This is a genomic window from Sediminicoccus rosea, assembly GCF_033547095.1.
In the GTDB taxonomy this organism is placed as follows: Bacteria; Pseudomonadota; Alphaproteobacteria; order Acetobacterales; family Acetobacteraceae; genus Roseococcus; species Roseococcus rosea.
Window position 1 is genome coordinate 1,886,607 of sequence record NZ_CP137852.1, and the last position, 16,556, is coordinate 1,903,162.

Annotated in this window: 17 protein-coding genes; 6 read left to right on the forward strand and 11 right to left on the reverse strand. The window is 71.0% G+C overall.

The features are described 5' to 3' along the window. Positions 1–13: 13 nt before the first annotated feature. The 7 genes from R9Z33_RS09060 to R9Z33_RS09090 are packed head-to-tail and all read right to left on the reverse strand — an operon-like array spanning position 14 to position 6,721. The gene (locus R9Z33_RS09060; RefSeq protein ID WP_318650965.1) at positions 14–511 is read right to left on the reverse strand and encodes a GNAT family N-acetyltransferase; all 498 of its coding nucleotides are present in this window, start codon (positions 509–511) and stop codon (positions 14–16) included. After that, on the reverse strand, positions 508–1,380 hold the full coding sequence (locus R9Z33_RS09065; RefSeq protein WP_318650966.1) for a glycosyltransferase family 2 protein: 873 nt from the start codon (positions 1,378–1,380) through the stop codon (positions 508–510). Before R9Z33_RS09065 ends, R9Z33_RS09060 begins: the two co-directional genes overlap by 4 nt. Further along, a complete protein-coding gene (locus R9Z33_RS09070) occupies positions 1,377–2,261 on the reverse strand; it encodes a glycosyltransferase family 2 protein (protein WP_318650967.1) in 885 nt (294 codons plus the stop codon). The genes R9Z33_RS09065 and R9Z33_RS09070 overlap by 4 nt, the downstream gene beginning before the upstream one ends. Beyond that, a complete protein-coding gene (locus R9Z33_RS09075) occupies positions 2,258–3,370 on the reverse strand; it encodes a glycosyltransferase (RefSeq protein ID WP_318650968.1) in 1,113 nt (370 codons plus the stop codon). The genes R9Z33_RS09070 and R9Z33_RS09075 overlap by 4 nt, the downstream gene beginning before the upstream one ends. Continuing rightward, a complete protein-coding gene (locus tag R9Z33_RS09080; RefSeq protein ID WP_318650969.1) occupies positions 3,367–4,431 on the reverse strand; it encodes a glycosyltransferase family 4 protein in 1,065 nt (354 codons plus the stop codon). Before R9Z33_RS09080 ends, R9Z33_RS09075 begins: the two co-directional genes overlap by 4 nt. After that, positions 4,428–5,954, reverse strand: coding sequence for an oligosaccharide flippase family protein (locus tag R9Z33_RS09085; protein WP_318650970.1), 1,527 nt, complete (start codon positions 5,952–5,954; stop codon positions 4,428–4,430). Before R9Z33_RS09085 ends, R9Z33_RS09080 begins: the two co-directional genes overlap by 4 nt. A 38-nt stretch (positions 5,955–5,992) precedes the next feature. Further along, on the reverse strand, positions 5,993–6,721 hold the full coding sequence (locus R9Z33_RS09090; protein ID WP_318650971.1) for a sugar transferase: 729 nt from the start codon (positions 6,719–6,721) through the stop codon (positions 5,993–5,995). Positions 6,722–6,939: 218 nt separating this feature from the next. Between R9Z33_RS09090 and R9Z33_RS09095 the strand changes: the two genes are divergently transcribed. Continuing rightward, on the forward strand, positions 6,940–8,463 hold the full coding sequence (locus R9Z33_RS09095) for a DUF6311 domain-containing protein (RefSeq protein ID WP_318650972.1): 1,524 nt from the start codon (positions 6,940–6,942) through the stop codon (positions 8,461–8,463). On the opposite strand, the gene R9Z33_RS09100 is transcribed toward R9Z33_RS09095, so the two are convergent. Together R9Z33_RS09100 and R9Z33_RS09105 are read right to left on the reverse strand one after the other, a co-directional pair. Next, positions 8,422–9,423, reverse strand: coding sequence for a glycosyltransferase family 2 protein (locus R9Z33_RS09100; protein WP_318650973.1), 1,002 nt, complete (start codon positions 9,421–9,423; stop codon positions 8,422–8,424). The genes R9Z33_RS09095 and R9Z33_RS09100 overlap by 42 nt on opposite strands. Further along, positions 9,420–10,307, reverse strand: coding sequence for a polysaccharide deacetylase family protein (locus tag R9Z33_RS09105; RefSeq protein WP_318650974.1), 888 nt, complete (start codon positions 10,305–10,307; stop codon positions 9,420–9,422). Before R9Z33_RS09105 ends, R9Z33_RS09100 begins: the two co-directional genes overlap by 4 nt. Before the next feature lie 83 nt (positions 10,308–10,390). Here R9Z33_RS09105 and R9Z33_RS09110 point away from each other — a divergent pair, with 83 nt between their 5' ends. From R9Z33_RS09110 to R9Z33_RS09130, 5 genes are all read left to right on the forward strand, one after another. Further along, positions 10,391–11,323, forward strand: coding sequence for a dihydrodipicolinate synthase family protein (locus tag R9Z33_RS09110; RefSeq protein WP_318650975.1), 933 nt, complete (start codon positions 10,391–10,393; stop codon positions 11,321–11,323). A gap of 148 nt (positions 11,324–11,471) precedes the next feature. Then, entirely contained in the window at positions 11,472–12,206 is a 735-nt protein-coding gene (locus tag R9Z33_RS09115) for an SDR family NAD(P)-dependent oxidoreductase (RefSeq protein ID WP_318650976.1), read from the forward strand. Continuing rightward, positions 12,203–12,742, forward strand: coding sequence for a transcription elongation factor GreB (gene greB / locus R9Z33_RS09120; RefSeq protein ID WP_318650977.1), 540 nt, complete (start codon positions 12,203–12,205; stop codon positions 12,740–12,742). The genes R9Z33_RS09115 and greB overlap by 4 nt, the downstream gene beginning before the upstream one ends. Beyond that, positions 12,739–13,656 (forward strand): 3-hydroxyacyl-CoA dehydrogenase family protein, encoded by a 918-nt coding sequence (locus R9Z33_RS09125; RefSeq protein ID WP_318650978.1) that lies wholly within the window; start codon positions 12,739–12,741, stop codon positions 13,654–13,656. Before greB ends, R9Z33_RS09125 begins: the two co-directional genes overlap by 4 nt. Then, complete coding sequence (locus R9Z33_RS09130; RefSeq protein ID WP_318650979.1) at positions 13,653–14,828, forward strand: MFS transporter; 1,176 nt, start codon at positions 13,653–13,655, stop codon at positions 14,826–14,828. Before R9Z33_RS09125 ends, R9Z33_RS09130 begins: the two co-directional genes overlap by 4 nt. Here the strand turns inward: R9Z33_RS09130 and R9Z33_RS09135 are convergent. Beyond that, the gene (locus R9Z33_RS09135; RefSeq protein WP_318650980.1) at positions 14,785–15,603 is read right to left on the reverse strand and encodes an alpha/beta fold hydrolase; all 819 of its coding nucleotides are present in this window, start codon (positions 15,601–15,603) and stop codon (positions 14,785–14,787) included. The two genes, R9Z33_RS09130 and R9Z33_RS09135, sit on opposite strands and share 44 nt — an antisense overlap. After that, positions 15,600–16,484 carry a DMT family transporter gene (locus tag R9Z33_RS09140; protein ID WP_318650981.1) on the reverse strand — a complete coding sequence of 295 codons (885 nt, stop codon included), beginning with the start codon at positions 16,482–16,484 and terminating at the stop codon, positions 15,600–15,602. The genes R9Z33_RS09135 and R9Z33_RS09140 overlap by 4 nt, the downstream gene beginning before the upstream one ends. Between the last annotated feature and the right edge of the window lie 72 nt (positions 16,485–16,556).

The window sequence follows — 16,556 nt, forward strand, 5'->3', positions numbered from 1 at the left end:
GCGTGAAGTCGCCTCACGGCGCGTCCAGGATCAAATCCCGCCACATGATGGTGACCGGGCGGCGGCCATCCTCCGTCTCCTCCAGCACCTGCCAGCCGAGCTTGTGGTAGAGCGCCTGCGCGTCATGGGTGTAGAGGAACAGCGCCGTCTCGCCCGCCGCGCGCGCCGCCGCTTCCACCGCCCCGATGAGCCGCGCCGCGCAGCCCTGGCCACGCGCCTCAGGCACCACAAACACGCCGGCGAGCCAGGGGCCGATATCCTGCCGCAACTCCAGATCGGCCGAGACGAAGCTTGCCGTGCCGCAGGGCACGTCGCCCGCGAAGAGCACGAAGCATTGCGGCGTCCCCGCCTCGGCCGTGGCCGCGCCGACGATCTCGCGCACCTCCTCCAGCGGGTGGCCATTGGGCTGCCAGAAGGCGTCCCAGAGCCAATGCGCGACGAGGGAGGTGAGGTCGGGCCGCTCGCGAATGGTCACGATGCGCCAGGGCAGGCCCCGCGGCGTGGTGGTCACAGGCGGAGAATCCGCCCCGGGTCGCCCCGCCCGCGCAGCAGGTCCCAGACGCCCAGCATATTGCCCTTGAAGCGCCCCCAGCGATCCACCTCGGGCTCGGGCCGGAGGGAGCGCAGCAGGTTGATCAGGCAATGCCGCCCGGCCGAGGGCAGCGCATGGGACCAGGGAAAGCTGCCCTTCCGTGCCAGGTAGATCGGGTTCACCACCTGGGAATAGCCGAGCCTGAGCCCCGGCACGCGGCCCTGCTTCACGCCAAGATGCACGCCCCGCGCGCCCTCGAGGCGCAGGATGGTGCCGTAGGGCAGCATGCGCCGCGTGAGGTCGATATCCTCATACCAGGCATAGAGCGGCAGGCGCTCGTCGAAGCGCAGGCCATGGGCGTGAACGGGCGCGAGGCGCAGCGCCATGTTGCAGCCATAGCCGTTGAAATGCGCGTGCCGCGCGGTGAGGTCGGTGGGCGGCGTGTCGGTGGCGATCAGCGCGCGGGCTTCCTCCGGCGTGATGCCCGGGCCCTTCGCGCCATCGGCGATGACGGTGCCGGTCGCCACCACGCAGCCGGGCTCGGCGCGCAGCACGGCTTCCAGCGCCGCGAGCCACCGCGGGGCTGCGATGAAGTCGTCATCGAGGAAGAGCACCACGTCGCAATCGGGGATCGCATCCAGGATGCGGTTGCGCTGGCGCGGCAGGCCGGCCTCGGCCGTCAGGAACTCCACGCCCGGGAAGCGCAGCGGCAGGTCGTCCACGTCGGAGGGTGTCACGTGACAGACCAGGATGCGGTCCGGCGCGCGGGTCTGGAGGTCCAGTTCGCGCAGGGTCTCGGCGAGGATGGCGGGGCGGCCGCGCGTCGCGATGCCGATCGCGATCCTCATGCCGCGCGCTCCATGGGGCCGGGCTCGGGCAGACTGCGCGCCTCGGGCGCGAGGAAGCCCTCCAGCCGGCCCTGGAAGGTCGCGGCATAGTAGCGCGCATGCAGCATGCGCCCGCGCAGCAGCGAGACCCCGATGCCGCCCAGCGGCCGGTAGAGCAGCGGCGCCCAGGTGCCGATGGGCGCGTGATGCCGCCGCAGCGCGAAGCCGAGGCCAAGGCCATAGCGCTTGGCCCGCGCCACCGCCTCGGGAGTCAGGCGCTTGTCGGGATGGATGATCCGCAGCGCCGGGTCGTAGCGCGCGACATGCCCCCGCGCCATGGCGCGGCAGACCAGGTCATTTCCCTCGGCCGAGCCAAAGCGGGCACCCGGCCCCATCGCCTCGTCGAAGCCGCCCAGCGCCAGCGCCAGGTGGCGGCGCAGCCAGAGGTTGAACTCGATCACGCTGGTCCAGACATTGGCGATGGTGATCGCGCCGCCCTCCGGGTTCCAGCGGCCCGAGCCGAGGCCGCCCTCGGGCGCCGCCGCCGGCCCGGTGAGGATGGCGAGGCGGCCCTCCATATCGAAGGCGGCGCGCACCTTCGCCAGAACGCCGGGCGGGAAGACGCAGTCATCATCCGGGAAGCCCACGATGTCGCCGGCCGCATGCCGCAGGCCGAGGTTGCGCCCGGCATTGGCGCCGCTGCCCGCGCCATGCTCGGCGCTGCGCAGATGCCGGAGCGGCAGGCGCGGCAGGTATTCGGCGACCAGCGCATCGAGGCGCCGGTCGGCATTCTGGTCCACCAGGATCACCTCGAAGGGCGCGCCCTGCTCGGCCAGCAGGCTGTCGAAGAGCGCGCCGATCTCGGCGACGCGCCCCATGGTGGAGACGACGAGCGAGATCATGCCGGGGCCATCGCCATGCGGACGATCCCGGTGAGCTTGCGGCGGAATTCGGGGATGCTGAACTGCCGCGCCTGGGCGGCGCAGGCCTCAGGCGTGAAGTCGGCCTCGCGCGCCACGAAGGCCCGGACGGCGGCGATGATGGCCTCGGGCGTCTGCTGCTCGAAGAAGACGCCGGTCTCGCCCTCGCGCACGATGTCCCGCGCGCCGCCACGGCCATAGACGATGAGCGGCGTGCCGCAGGATTGCGCCTCGACCATCGCGATGCCGAAATCCTCCTCCGCCGCGAAGACGAAGGCGCGGGCGGTCTGCAACAGGGAGACCAGCTCGGCCTGGGGCACGCGGCCGCGGATGGTGATGTTGGGCGACCCCGCCGCCGCCTTCGCCACCAGCGGCGCCGCCGGCCCGTCGCCCACGATGGTGAGCGGCAATTCCGGCATGCGCGCGAAGGCCTCGGCCACCAGCTCGATCCGCTTGTAGGGCACCTGGCGAGAGGCAACGAGGAAATGCGTGCGTGGCGCGGTCGAGAGCGGGAAGCCGTCCAGGTCCACCGGCGGGTGCAGCACATCCGCCTCGCGCCGCCAGACCTTGCGGATGCGCTCGGCGATGTAGCGTGAATTGCCCAGGATCACGTCGGGGCGGGAGGCGCTCATCTGGTCCCAGGCGCGCATGCGGCCGAGCAGCCAGCGCGTGTAGAGGCCCTTCAGCCCGCGCGTCAGTCCCGCCTGGCGCAGATACTGGTGCTGCAGGTCCCAGGCATAGCGCATCGGGCTGTGCACATAGCTGATGTGCCGCGTGCCCGGCCCGGTGATGACACCCTTCGCGACCGCATGGGAGGAGGAGAGCACCAGGTCATAGCCCTGCAAATCGAACTGCTCGACGGCGAGCGGCATGAGCTGGAGGTAGTTGCGGAACATCCGCCGCGCGAAGGGCAGGCGCTGGATGAAGCTGGTGGTGGGCACCTTGCCGCCGAGGAAGCCGCGCTGGTTCTCGGGCAGGAAGTCGCAGAGGGCAAAGAGGTCGGCTTCCGGGTAGCAGGCGAGCATCTGCTCCACCACGCGCTCGGAGCCGGCATAGCTGTCCAGCCATTCATGGATGATGGCGATCTTCATCGCGGCAGGAACCCCAACAGGCGTTGCGCCGCCTGCTCCCAGGAAAATTGTTGCACGCGGGCCCGGCCGGCTTCGGCCAATGCCCCGCGCTGCCCGGCGTCATCCGCCAGCAGCGCCACCGCCTCGCCGAGGCTCTCCGGCAACGCCGGGTCGAACCAGAGCGCCGCTTCGCCGCAGACCTCGGGCACGGCGCCGGCGCGGGAGGCGATGACCGGGCAGCCGCACCACATGGCCTCGACCGGCGGCAGGCCGAACCCCTCATAGCGCGAGGGGAAGACGAGGCAGAGCGCCGATTCATAGAGCGCCCGCAGCTCGGCGTCGGAGACGCGGCCCAGCGGGCGCAGATTGGGCGCGGGCGGCGCGCCGGCCTGGCGGAACACCGCCGCGTCCTGCGCACCCGCCACGGCGAGCGTCAGGCCGCGCTCGCCCAGCGCGCCGATCGCGTGGTGCAGCGCGGCCAGGTTCTTGTGCGCGGCCCCCGTGCCGATGACGAGCGCATGGCCGCGCGGGGTGAGGCCGTGGCGTTCCAGTATCGCGGCATCGGCGGCCTCGCGCAGGATGTGCTCGCCGCCTTCCAGCGTCACGCCGATGCGCGCGGCGTCGAGGCCGAGATGGGCGGCGATGCGCCCGGCGGAGAATTCCGAGACGGAGAGGATGCGCGCCCCCCGGAACACCAGCATGCGCTGCAGGCCGCGATACCAGTTGCGGAACTTCCAGGAATAGCTCTCGGGCGTGTCGAAGACGCCGGCGTCATGGATCACCACGGCCTGGTTGCGCCCCTGTGCCACGGGCGCGGTGTTGCCGAGGTTGAGCAGGAAATCGCCGCCCGCCGCGCGCGGCAGATCGAGCTGTTCCCAGAGCTGGCCGCCACGCGTGCCGGTCAGGCTGGGGGCGAGGTTCGGGAAGGCCTCCAGCCCCTCGGCGCCGGGTGGCGCGATCAGGCGCATGGGCGGCGCCGCGCCGGTGGCCACCAGCGCATCCAGGGCGCGCGTCATCTCGCGCGCGTAGCGCTGCACGCCGGTGAGGCCCTGGGTGAGGAATCGGCCGTTGATCGCGATCATGCGGCGCCTGATCGCAGCAGGGCGCGGGCCTGCCAAGGCCGGCGCAGCAGGGGCTTGAGGGCGGCGCGCTCCTCGCCGGTCAACACGCGCAGCATGGCGGCCACGACCAGCGCGAAGCCGGGGAGCGCCAGCGCCGCCGCCCAGCGCCAATCGGGCGCGAGCACCATCGCGGCCAGCGCCAGCGCGGAGAGGCCGAGCGGCCAGGCGAATTGCCGCGCGCTGGCGCCGGCGGCCGGATAGAGCCGCCCGGCCAGCCAGAACTTGCCCGCGCAGTCGGCCGCGGCACGGATCGCCCAGGCCAACGCCGCGCCCTCGATGCCCCAGAGCCAGAGGAAGAGCGCCGAGAGCGGCAGGAACGTCACCACCTGGAGGAAGATGAACTTCGCCGTCGCATCCGGACGGCCGATCGCGTCCAGCAGCGCATTGGGCGCATAGGCGAGGCAGGAGAAGAAGATGCCGGCCGAGAGGATGCGCAGCACCAGGCCGCCGCCGGCCGCGAAATCGCGCCCGAGCCAGAGCGCCAGCACCCAGTCGCCGATCCCGGCCAGGACGAGGCAGGGCGGCAGCGTCATCAGCAGCATGAGCAGCGCGCCGCGCCGCAAGAGCCCCGCCGTCACCTCCGGCAGCAGCCGGAAGGCGGAGGCCATGGCCGGCAGCAGCGCCTGCGCGATGGCGACGGGCAGGATCCACATGCGCAGCACGAGGTCGAGCGGCGTCGCGTAATAGGCGACGGCGGCGAGCGTCAGCATCGCGCCGATCAGGAAGCGGTCGGCGTAGAGCAGCGCCTGGTTCAACACCGAGGCCACGGTCATCCAGCCGCCGATCCGCAGCAGCGGCAGCACCATCATCGGGCTGCCGACGGAAAGGCGGGGCAGCACGGGGCGGGCCAGCCAGAGATAGGAGAGGGTATTGGCCAGGCGGCAGGCCACCAGCACGAGCATCACGCCGACCAGGCTCTGCCAGAAGACCAGCAGGATCACCGGGCCCACGTAATACATGACGGCCACGGGGATGGTGGCGAGGTTGGCGGCGGCGAATTTCTGGTGCGCCGCCAGCACGCCCCAAAGCGCCGCGTTCAGCACGATGAGCGGCGCCGCGCAGGCCAGGATGCGGAAGGCGATGAGCGCCTCCTCCTGCAATTCCGGCGGCACGTTCAGCGCGCTCTGCATCAGCCAGGGCAGCAGGGCCCAGAGGGTGGCCGCGCCGAGCGCCGCGAAGCCGCCCAGCGCCAGCATGGCGGTGCCGACCAGCTTGCCCGCCTCATGATCCTCGCCGCCATCCGTCATCCGTTCGGAGAGGCCGCGGGTGAGGGCGGGGCCGATGCCGAGGTCGAAGATGCCGAAGACGCCGACCAGCGCGAGGGCGAGGGTGAAGAGGCCCCAGCGTTCCAGCCCCATCTGGCTGACCAGCAGCGGCGTGAGGGCCAGGGCAAGAAGGAGGGGCAGGCCGCGCCCGAGCGCGTTCCAGACCATGCCGGAGACCAGGCGCCCGGTCCCGGCCCGCGCGGCGGCGGTGTCGCTCATGGGAGGTGTCTTCGGGCCTGCACGGCCCGAAGCCTAGCTCAGTGGGCGCCGCGGCGCGACAGCACCGCGACCGGCGTGCGCAGGAGGATGCGGATGTCCTGCCAGACCGAGAGGCGCGCCACATAGGCCATGTCGAGCGCCACGCGCTGGGCGTAGCTGGTGTCCGAGCGGCCCGAGACCTGCCAGAGGCCGGTGATGCCGGGGCGCACGCTCATGTAGTGCAGCGCGGCCGCGCCGTAGTAGCGGTCCAGCTCGGCCTGGATGACCGGGCGGGGGCCGACCAGGCTCATCTCGCCGCGCAGCACGTTGATGAGCTGCGGCAGCTCGTCCAGCGAGGTGGCGCGCAGGAAGCGGCCGATCTTCGTCACGCGCGGGTCGTTCTTCAGCTTGCGGGTTGCGTCCCATTCGGCGCGGGCGGCGGGGTCGCTCGCCAGCAGCGCCTCGAGGCGGGCCTGGCTGTCGATCACCATGGAGCGGAACTTCAGGCAGCCGAAGCTCTCGCCGTCACGCCCCACGCGGCGATGCGCGAAGAGGGCGGGACCGCCATCGGCGCGCACGATCAGCGCGAGGATGAGGAAGACGGGCGAGAGGACCAGCAGCATCAGTCCGGCGCCCACCATGTCCATGGCGCGCTTCAGCGCGGGCTGGAAGGCAGGCAGGCGGGCCGGCACCAGCACGGATTCGGGGGCGGCGTAGCCACCACCGATCCGGCTTTCGCGGATCGCGGTCTCACGTTGCAGGGACGTAAAAGCGTCCAGGCCCGGCATCTTTGCCTCATTCACGGTCCATCCGGCGTGTCCGGCAGAACCGATCTGATCGTGGCGGGGAGGCGGGTCATCCGCTCCTGGCCACGATGCGGTTATGTCCCTGATCCCGGGCGGCAATTGGACCCGGTTGGGGCAAGAATGTGGCAGCGCAACAATCGCCGGCCTTGCGGCCCCGGGCCTGGGATGGCAGGGCAGGAGGGCTGCCCAGGAGCGCGCCCGTGTCCCGTCTCGCCTATCCCGCTTCAGCCTTGCTGGGAGCCTTGCTCGCCATGCAATTGTTCGGGCTGGATTTCATCTGGCCGCGCGCGGGGCTGGATTGGCGGCCGGTCGGTGATGCGGCGCAGCATGCCATCGCCCAGCGGCACTTCCTGGCCGATGCCTGGCGCTGGCCGCTGCTGGATGTGGGCACGCTCCAGGGGGTGAACCTGGCCTTCCTGGACGGAATTCCGGCGCTGGCCCTGCCGCTGAAGCTGGTGGCGCCGCTGCTGCCGGAGGGCTTCCACGGAATCGGCCTGTTCTACGCCCTGGCCTGGGTGCTGCAGCCGGTCGCTGCCGTCTTCGCGCTGCGGGGTGCCGGCGTCCGCGGGCTGCTGCCGGGAATCGCCGTCGCCGTGATGGCGAGCGCCATGCCGGCCTTCATCATGCGCTATGGCCATGCGGCGCTGTGCGGGCATTTCGTGATCCTGGTCGCACTCGGCCTCTATTTCCGTGCGGTGTCCGATGCGCGCTGGTGGCGGGTGGCGGTGCCCTTCCAGGCGTTGGCGCTGCTCATCCACCCCTATCTCGCGCTCATGTCGCTGGCGCTGCTGGCCGCCGTGCCGCTCTCGCTCGCGCTGCGCGGCCAGGGCTTCGTGAAGGCCGGGGTCGGGGTCGTGGCCTCGGCGGGCGCCATGTTCGGCACCATGGCGCTGCTCGGCTATTTCGGCGCGGCGGGCGATGGCGGCTACGGCCAATATGCGCTGAACCTGCTCTCGCCGCTCTGGCCGTTCCGCTCGGCGACGCTCGGCTGGCTCGTGGCGCGCGAGGTGGACGCGACCGGCCATGGCGGGTGGGAGGGCTACAACTGGCTCGGCCTCGGCCTCTGGGCCGCGCTGGTGTCGGGCGTCCTCATCGGGCGGGAGCGGATCGCGCCGGGCTTGCGCGCGCATCTGGGCCTGGTGCTGGCGCTGCTGGGGCTGACCGCCATCGCCGTCTCCTTCCGCGTGGGCCTGGGCGGCGTGGTGGTGCTGGACCTTGGCCCCGCGCCGGGGTTTCTTGAGCAGTTCCGCGCCTCGGGCCGCTTCTTCTGGCCGGTCGGCTATGCGCTGATGATCGGCGCGGCCGTGCTGCTGCAACAGCGCCCGGTCATCTTCGCGGCCTGCGCGCTGGTCCAGTTCGTGGACGCTGCGCCGATGCGGGCGGCCCTCTCCACCTGGGCGCATGAGCGCACCGCCTGGAGCATCGAGGCCGATGCCCTGCGCCCGATTCTGCGTGACGCCGGCCAGCTCACCCTGATCCCCTCCTGGCCCTGCATCCCCCCGGAGGATGCGGCGGCGCGCATCCTCTCGCTGGAAGTCCTGCTGCTGGCGAGCGAGACGCCGCGGCCGGTCAACACCATGTATGCCGCCCGCTGGCGCACCCCGCCGCGCTGCACCGATGCCGAGACCCTGGCCCGCCCGCTCACCCCGGGCGAGGTGCGGATCGGTCCCGGCCTCGGGGGGTCAGGCTGCGTCGCGCTGGGTGGCCTGGGCGTGTGCCGATGAGGGGATGTGCCGCTCCACGATGTAGAGCGGCCGGCCCTTGGTCTCGTTGAAGATCCGGCCGAGATACTCGCCGATGATGCCGAGCGTCATGAGCTGCACCCCGCCCAGGAAGAGCACGACGGCCATCAGGCTCGGATAGCCCGGCGTCGGGTTGCCGAAGAAGACGGTGCGGACCACGAGCTGCAGGATGTAGATGCCGGCGAAGAAGGCGGTGGCCAGGCCCAGATAGCTCGCGATCTTGAGCGGCCCCACGGTGAAGCTGGTGATGCCCTCGAGGCTGAGGTTCCACAGCTTCCAATAGTTCCACTTGGTCTCGCCGGCGGCGCGCGGCGCGCGCTCATAGGGCACGGCGATGGCCGGGAACCCCACCCAGGCGAAGAGGCCCTTCATGAAGCGGTGCTGCTCGCGCAGCTGCAACAGGGCATCGAGCGAGCGGCGGGACATGTAGCGGAAATCGCCCGTGTCGGGCGGCAGCTGCACCTTGCCGCCCAGGCGCTGCATCACCCGGTAGAAGGCGGAAGCGGTCATGCGCTTCACGAAGCCTTCGCCATGGCGGACGCTGCGCTGGGCATAGGCGATGTCATAGCCCTGGCGGGCGGCGGCCAGGAGGTCCGGGATCACCTCCGGCGGGTCCTGCAGATCGGCGTCGATCACCACCACGCCCTCATGCCCCCGCGCATGGTCGAGGCCGGCGGTGAGCGCGATCTCCTTGCCGAAATTGCGCGAGAGATTGACCAGCGCGACGCGGGGATCGGCGGTGGCCAGGCTGGTCATCACGGTCAGCGTGGCATCGCGCGAGCCGTCATTCACATAGACGACCTCCCACTCCAGGCCGAGGCCTTCGAGGGCGGCGGCGAGGCGGTGGTGGAATTCGGGCAGCACCTCCTGCTCATTGTAGCAGGGGACGACGACGGAGAGGGCGGGCGAGGGGACCATGCCGCCTTCTACCCCAGGGATCATGGCGTTTCCTGGGCGCGTTTCAGCCAATGCGCCGCAATCTCCCGCCGGGGCGCCACCCAGATGCCGGGCCTCTTCGCCACATGCGCCAGGATATCCGCCAGCGCCCGCATCCGCCCCGGCCGGCCGATGATGCGAAGGTGCAGCCCGATGGAGAGCATCTTCGCGCCGGGCTCCTCCATCAGCCAGTTGATGGCGCCGATGGCATAGCGGGAGAAATCCTCGGCCTGGACGAAGCCGCCGCCCGGCGAGAAGCGCATGTCGTTCACGTCGAAGCCATAGGGCAGGATGACGTGATTGGCGGTGTGAAACCGCGGCAGGTCGTCGTCATAGACGTCGCTGTCGTAGAGGAAGCCGCCCTCCTCCAGCAGCAGGCGCCGCGTGTTCATCGAGGATGCGGAGCGCGTGTGCCAGCCCACCGGCCGCTCGCCCGTCGCATCCCGGATGGCGGCGACGGTGGCCGCGATCACCGCGCGCTCGGTGTCCTCGGGCATGTTGGCGTGGCTCTCCCAGCGCCAGCCATGGGCGCTGATCTCGTGCCCCGCCTCGTGCGGCGCCCGTGCCAGATGCGGCGAGTGCGCCACCGCCCGCCCGCAGGAGGAGAAGGTGGCGCGCATCCCGTGCTTTTCGAAGGCGTCGAGGATCCGCCAGATGCCGACGCGCGCGCCATAGGCGTAATGCGTCTCCATGCAGGGGTCGGGCTGGCCCGTCACCTCCTCGCGGATTTCGTGCACGCTCTCATTGCGCGCATCGCCGCTGGCGAGCGACAGTTCCGCCCCTTCCTCCACATTCACCACGAAGGAGAGGGCAAGCTTCGCACCGCCCGGCCAGCGCGGGTCGGGCGGGTTGCGGCCATAGCCGACAAGGTCGCGGTTTGTCGGCGGCATTCCCCCGGGAAGAGCCATGGTCCATCCTTCGCAGCTTGACGGAACGGGTTTAGTTTCGTGCCGAACCCAGGAGAAGTCCCCTCATGCTCACGGCCGAAGCCACCGGTGTCTGCGTCATTTGCCCCACCCCCTTCACGCCCGATGGCGCGCTGGACGAGCGCAGCGCCGCGACGATGACGGAGGCCTATGTGGCCGCCGGCGCCAGCGCGCTCACCATCCTCGGCATAATGGGCGAGGCGCCGAAGCTGGATGCCGAGGAGGCCATGCGCCTCGTCCGCATCGTGTTGAAGCATGCGGGCGGCCTGCCGGTGATCGTGGGTGTCTCGGCCCCCGGCTATGCGCCGATGAAGGCCCTGGCCCAACGCGCCATGGAGGCGGGCGCGGCCGGCGTGATGATCGCGCCGCCCACCGGGCTGCGCGGCGATGACGCGACGCTCTCCTGGCTGCAGGGTGCCGCCGCGGCCGTGGCACCCGCCCCCTGGGTGCTGCAGGATTTCCCGCAGGCCAATGGCGTGCATCTCTCGCCCCGCGTGATCGCGGCGCTGGCCGCAGATCCGCGCTGCGTGATGCTCAAGGCCGAGGATTGGCCGGGCCTCGACAAGATCACCACCCTCAAGGCGATGATGGCCAAGGGCGAGATGCGCCGCATCGCGATGTTCGGCGGCAATGGCGGGCTCTTCCTGCCCGAGGAGATCGCCCGCGGCAATGACGGCGTGATGACCGGCTACGCCTTCCCGGAACTTCTCGTCCGCGTGGTCGGTCTGGTGAAGGCCGGCCAGATGGACGCGGCGATGGACGCCTTCGAGCCGCATCTGCCGCTGATCCGCACCGAGCACCAGCCGGGCCTGGGCCTCGCCGTGCGGAAATACGTGCTGACGCGCCGTGGCATCATCGCCCACCCCACCATCCGCGCGCCGGGGCCGAAGCTCAGCGATGCGACGCGGGCGGAGGTGGATGCGATGCTGGCGCGGCTGGCGCGGCGGGATCCGGTCGCGATGAAGATGGCGGCGGAGTGATGCCGCTCTGCCTTCGAGAGGGCTCTGCCTTCTTGAGCTCTCCCGGCAGGAAACCGGTTTCCTGCACCTTCATTTTGCCGGAGATGCAGGAAACTGAGGTTCCTGCTGGGGTGCTCGGGGGGCGATGCCCCTCGAAGGAGTGTTTCCCATGCGCCTGAAGAACCGCATCGCCCTCGTTACCGGGGCGCAGCAGGGCATCGGCGCCGCCATCTGCGAGGCCTTCGGCCGCGAGGGCGCCCGCGTCGCCGTGAACTGGCTGGATGACGCCGAGGCCGGCGCGCGCGTCGCCGCCGCCTGCGGGGGTGTCGCCATCCAGGCCGATATCGCGACCAGCGCCGGCCGCGCCCATCTCCAGGCCGAGACGGAACGCCTGCTCGGCCTGCCCGACATCCTGGTCTGTAATGCCGGCATCTTCCCCCGCGCCGATTTCCTGGAGCTCACGGAGGAGACCTGGGATGCGGTGCAGGATGTGAACATCAAGGCGACCGCCTTCCAGACGCAGCTTTTCGCGCGCGCCTTGGTGGCCGCCGGCAAGCCTGGCGTGGCCATCACCATGTCCTCCTCCGCCGTGCGGGGCGACCCGCGCGGCGCGCATTATTCGGCCAGCAAGGCCGGGCTGCTCGGCCTGACGCGCGCCATGGCGCTGGCATTGGCCCCGCATGGCATCCGCGTGAACGCCATCGCCCCCGGCCTGACGGATACGGCCCAACCGCGCTACGGCAACACCGAGGCCGAGATCGCCGAGCGGGTGAAGACCATCCCCATCGCGCGCCTCGGCCAGCCGTCGGACATCGCGGAACTGGCCTGTTTCCTGGCCTCCGATCAGTCGAGCTGGATCACCGGCCAGGTGCACCACATCAATGGCGGGCTGTGGATGCCGTGAGCGCCACGGATGACGACGAGGAGGAGGACGGCCCGCCGGGCGTTCCCCCCGGCACGCCCTTCTACATGACGCCCGCCGGCCACGCGGCGTTGCAGGCCGAACTGCACGAGCTCTGGCATGTCGAGCGGCCGAAGGTGACGGAGATCGTCTCCTGGGCCGCCTCCCTCGGCGACCGCAGCGAGAATGCGGACTACCAATACGGCAAGCGCCGCCTGCGGCAGATCGACAGCCGCGTCCGCTTCCTCCGCCGCCGGCTGGACCGTGCGGAGGTGGTGGATGCGCGCGACCAGAAGCGCCGCGACCAGGTGTTTTTCGGCGCGACCGTGACCTATGCCCGCGAGGATGACAGCGAGACCACGGTCACCATCGTCGGCATGGAGGAGGCGGTGGCCGAGCAGGGCCGCATCTCCTGGGTTTCGCCCGTGGCGCGCGCGCTGTTGGGCAAGCGCGTGGGGGACCTCGTGAAGCTCCGCACGCCGGCCGGCGTGGAGGAGATCGAAGTGGTGAAGATTTTCTACCCGGAGCGTGAGGCATGAGCGAACAGGCCGCCATCATCGGCATGGGGCTGATGGGCTGCGACATCGCGGCGATTTTCCTGGCCGGTGGCTGGCGCGTCGCCGCGCAGGAGCCGGTCGAGGCCGCCTGGCCGGAGAAGCGGGCGCGGGTGCGCGTGGCGCTGGGGCAACTCGGCGCCGACCCGGCGCTGGAGGCGGGGCTGACGCTGCATGCCGCGCTGGCCGAGATGCCCTTCGCCGACTGCGCCTGCGTGGTGGAGGCCGCACCTGAGCGGATGGAGTTGAAGCGCGCCGTCTTCGCCGAGCTGGACCGGCTGGTGCCGGCGGCCATCCCCATCGGCTCCAACGCCTCGGGCTATCGCATCACCGAGATCACGCGCGACTGCGCCACCAAGGCGCGCATGTGCAATTTGCACTTCTTCCTGCCCGCGCATCTCGTCCCCGGCGTCGAGGTGGTGAAGGGCGAGGCCACGGAAGCCTGGGTGGTGGATCGCTTCTTCGTCATCATGGAGAGCCTCGGCCGCATGCCCATTCGCGTGGCGCGGGATGAGCCTGGCTTCCTCGCCAACCGCATCCAGCACGCGCTGATGCGCGAGGCGTTTTCCTGCATCGATTCCGGCCTGGCCACCGCCGAGGATGTGGACCGCGCCGTGCGCTACTGCTTCGGCTTCCGCTATCTCGCCGCCGGGCCCATCCTGCAGAAGGAGCTTGCGGGACTGGAGACGCAGCTTGCCGCCGCGGCCACGATCTATCCCAGCCTGAACACCAGCCCGGAGCCCTCGCCGGGCCTGGCGAAGCTCGTCGCTGAGAACCGCCTCGGCCCCAAGACCGGGCGCGGCTACCGCGACTGGCCACCAGAACGCGCGGCCGAGGAACGCGCGCGCTATGAGCGCGTGCTGACCGCGGCCCAACCGCTGCTGCGGGACCGGACATGAGCAAGAGCTGGGTCGTCGTCCTTCTGGGCACGTCCCAGACCCTGGCCTGGGCGAGCAGCTACTACATTCCGGCCATCCTCGCCGGCGCCATGGCGCGCGACCTTGGCATCGAGGCCTCCACGGTCTTCGTGGCCTTCTCCTGCGCCATGCTGCTGACGGCCTTCCTGGGGCCGCGCGTGGGCCGCGCCATTGACCAGTATGGCGGGCGCGTCGTGCTGCTCGCCTCCAACCTCGTCTTCATGCTGGGGCTCGCCATGCTGGCCATGGCGCAGGGGCCGGTGGTGCTCTTCGCCGCCTGGCTGGTGCTCGGCCTCGCCATGGCGATGGGCCTCTATGACGCAGGATTCGCCACGCTCGCCGGGCTCTATGGGAAGGATGCGCGCAGCGCCATCACCGGGATCACGCTGATCGCGGGTTTCGCCAGCACCATCGGCTGGCCGCTGAGTGGGCTGATGCTGGCGGAATTCGGCTGGCGCGGCGCCTGCTGGGGCTGGGCGCTGGTGCATCTGGCGCTCGCCATGCCGATCAACCTCCTGCTGCCGCGGCCGACGCAGCGGGCGGCCCCGGCCGCCAAGCCCGCGGCCCCCCCCACGGCCGAGGCGAAGCGCGAGACGCGGCGCACCGCCATCCTGATGGCCTTCGTCTTCGCTTCGGGCGGCTTCGCGGCAGCGGCGCTCGCCGCCCATCTGCCGGCGCTGCTGGTGGCGGCCGGGGCCACGCCGGCCGCGGCGATTGCCGCCGGCGCTCTCATGGGTCCGGCCCAGGTGGCTGCCCGCGTCCTGGAATTCACCGTGCTGCGCCGCGCGCATCCGCTGCTCTCGGCCAAGATCGCCCAGGTGACGCACCCGATCGGCGCGGGAATCCTGCTGGTCTTCGGGGCACCCTTCGCGCCGCTCTTCGTGCTGCTGCACGGCGCGGGGAACGGCATCAACACCATCGTGCGCGGCACGCTGCCGCTCGCGGTCTTCGGTGCGGCGGGCTATGGCGCGCGCCAGGGGCTGATCGTGGCCCCCGCGCGCTTCCTCGGCGCGGTGGCGCCGGCGCTTTTCGGCTTCGTCGTGGCTGGTTTCGGGGCGCATGCGCTGTGGTTCACGGCCGGGCTGTCCCTCGCGGCCTTCGCCGCGCTCTTCATGCTGCGCGTTGCGCCAGAATCCGCAGAAGCGCCGCGTTGAAGGCCTCCGGCGCCTCATAGGCCACCCAGTGGCCGGCATGGGGGATCACCGTCTCCAGCAGGCCCGGGTCCAGGCTCCGCAGCACATCGAGGCGCGCCTGCACCTCGGGCCATGCCACCGCATCGCGCTCGCCCCAGATGCCGGCCAGCGGCGCCTTGGCCTCAGCCAGCGCGTCCCGCAGCATCGAGGAACTGGCGAAGCCGCGCGAGCGAAGGCGCGCATGCTGCGTGTTGTGCTCCTGGATCTCCAGCGCCACGTCGTCAATCAGCGCGCGGTCATGGAACATCAGGCGCGCCAGGTTCTCCCGATGCGCCTCGCGCCGGGCCTCGCCCGTCTTGTCGCGCACCTTGAGCAGGTCCAGCGGGGGGCGCGGCAGGCCGAGCGAGGCGGCGCCGACGGCGGTGTAGCTCCGCACATGCCTCCCCTCCATCGCGGCCAGCTGCCCGCCGACATTGGCGCCGAAGGAGAAGCCCGTCAGGTGGTAGCGGCGATCGGCGCCCAGCAGCGCCTCCAGCCCCTGGCGCAGGACGAGGGCGGCGCCGGCCGGCGTCTCCTCCTCCGGCAGGGCGGATTCGCCGAGGCCCGGCATGTCCGGCACCAGCAGCCGGTAATGCGCGGAAAGCGCCGTGATGTTCCGCAGCCAATGCCGCCAGGAGCCCGAGCCGCCATGCAGCAGCACCAGCGGCACGCCATCTCCCCATTCGCGCCACACCACATGGCCCGCGGTGACATGGCGCTTGGCGGTGGCTTCGAGAGCGGCAATTTCGGGACTCATGCAGCAGGGCTCCGCGTGCGGCGGGCTTCGACCCGCGCGATCCAGGTGGTGGAGATGAAGATGACGAGTGCGCCCAGAAACGTCGAGGAGGTGGGCGTCTCGGCAAAGACCAGGTAGCCGAGGCTCGCAGCCCAGATGAGGTCCAGGAACTTCACCGGCTGCGCGCTGGAAATGTCGGCCAGCTTGAAGGCATGGGTCAGCATCCAGTGGCCAAAGCTGCCAAGCATCCCGCAGAGCAGCACCAGCCCCCATTGCCGCGCATCCGGCCACTCCCAGACCATCAGCGCGGCAGGCAGGGTGAAGAGCGCCACGGTGATGGACTGCCAGGCCACGATCACCTCGGGGCTGTCGCGCTTCGTCAGGGCCTTGGTGATGAGGAAGGAGGCGGCGAACAGCGGCGCGGAGGCCAGCATCATCAGCGAATAATGCCCGCCCTCGCCGGTGAGCTGCGGCCCCACCACCACCAGCACGCCGGCAAAGCCCAGCAGCCCCGCCACCCAGCGCTGCCAGAACATCCTCTCGCGCAGGAAGATCACGGCGCCGATCATGACGAAGAGCGGGCTGGTGAAGCCGATCGCCGTCAGGTCGGCGAATGGGATGTTGGGCAACGCGGCGAACCAGAGGTAGAGCGCCGTGGAATGCACCACGCCCCGCCAGAGCTGCCCGCCAAGCCCGCGTGGGCGATAGGCGGCGACACCCTGGCGGATGATCCAGGGCAGCAGGACCACAAGGCCCGAGGCATAGCGCAGGAACTGCACCTGGAAGGGCGGCAGCTCCGTCGCCAGGATGCGCAGCAGCACGTTCAGCACGCAGAAGGTGAGGCCCGCCATCGCGGCCAGCGCCATGCCGGCGGGGGTGGGATTGAGGCGGGGCAGCACCATTGCGGCAGCCTGAGCCTCCCTGGCCCCTTGCGGAAGCCCTCCCCGCGCTTACCATCCATGCAGCCCCGGAGA

Excerpts from the sequence above, each read along its gene's own strand:
- R9Z33_RS09100 (WP_318650973.1), bottom strand. The coding sequence starts at position 9,423 with ATGATCCCTGGGGTAGAAGGCGGCATGGTCCCCTCGCCCGCCCTCTCC.
- R9Z33_RS09075 (WP_318650968.1), bottom strand. The coding sequence starts at position 3,370 with ATGAAGATCGCCATCATCCATGAATGGCTGGACAGCTATGCCGGCTCC.
- R9Z33_RS09070 (WP_318650967.1), bottom strand. The coding sequence starts at position 2,261 with ATGATCTCGCTCGTCGTCTCCACCATGGGGCGCGTCGCCGAGATCGGC.
- R9Z33_RS09115 (WP_318650976.1), top strand. The coding sequence starts at position 11,472 with ATGCGCCTGAAGAACCGCATCGCCCTCGTTACCGGGGCGCAGCAGGGC.
- R9Z33_RS09105 (WP_318650974.1), bottom strand. The coding sequence starts at position 10,307 with ATGCCGCCGACAAACCGCGACCTTGTCGGCTATGGCCGCAACCCGCCC.
- R9Z33_RS09085 (WP_318650970.1), bottom strand. The coding sequence starts at position 5,954 with ATGAGCGACACCGCCGCCGCGCGGGCCGGGACCGGGCGCCTGGTCTCC.
- R9Z33_RS09140 (WP_318650981.1), bottom strand. The coding sequence starts at position 16,484 with ATGGTGCTGCCCCGCCTCAATCCCACCCCCGCCGGCATGGCGCTGGCC.
- R9Z33_RS09080 (WP_318650969.1), bottom strand. The coding sequence starts at position 4,431 with ATGATCGCGATCAACGGCCGATTCCTCACCCAGGGCCTCACCGGCGTG.
- R9Z33_RS09135 (WP_318650980.1), bottom strand. The coding sequence starts at position 15,603 with ATGAGTCCCGAAATTGCCGCTCTCGAAGCCACCGCCAAGCGCCATGTC.
- R9Z33_RS09090 (WP_318650971.1), bottom strand. The coding sequence starts at position 6,721 with ATGCCGGGCCTGGACGCTTTTACGTCCCTGCAACGTGAGACCGCGATC.
- R9Z33_RS09125 (WP_318650978.1), top strand. The coding sequence starts at position 12,739 with ATGAGCGAACAGGCCGCCATCATCGGCATGGGGCTGATGGGCTGCGAC.
- R9Z33_RS09110 (WP_318650975.1), top strand. The coding sequence starts at position 10,391 with ATGCTCACGGCCGAAGCCACCGGTGTCTGCGTCATTTGCCCCACCCCC.
- R9Z33_RS09130 (WP_318650979.1), top strand. The coding sequence starts at position 13,653 with ATGAGCAAGAGCTGGGTCGTCGTCCTTCTGGGCACGTCCCAGACCCTG.
- R9Z33_RS09065 (WP_318650966.1), bottom strand. The coding sequence starts at position 1,380 with ATGAGGATCGCGATCGGCATCGCGACGCGCGGCCGCCCCGCCATCCTC.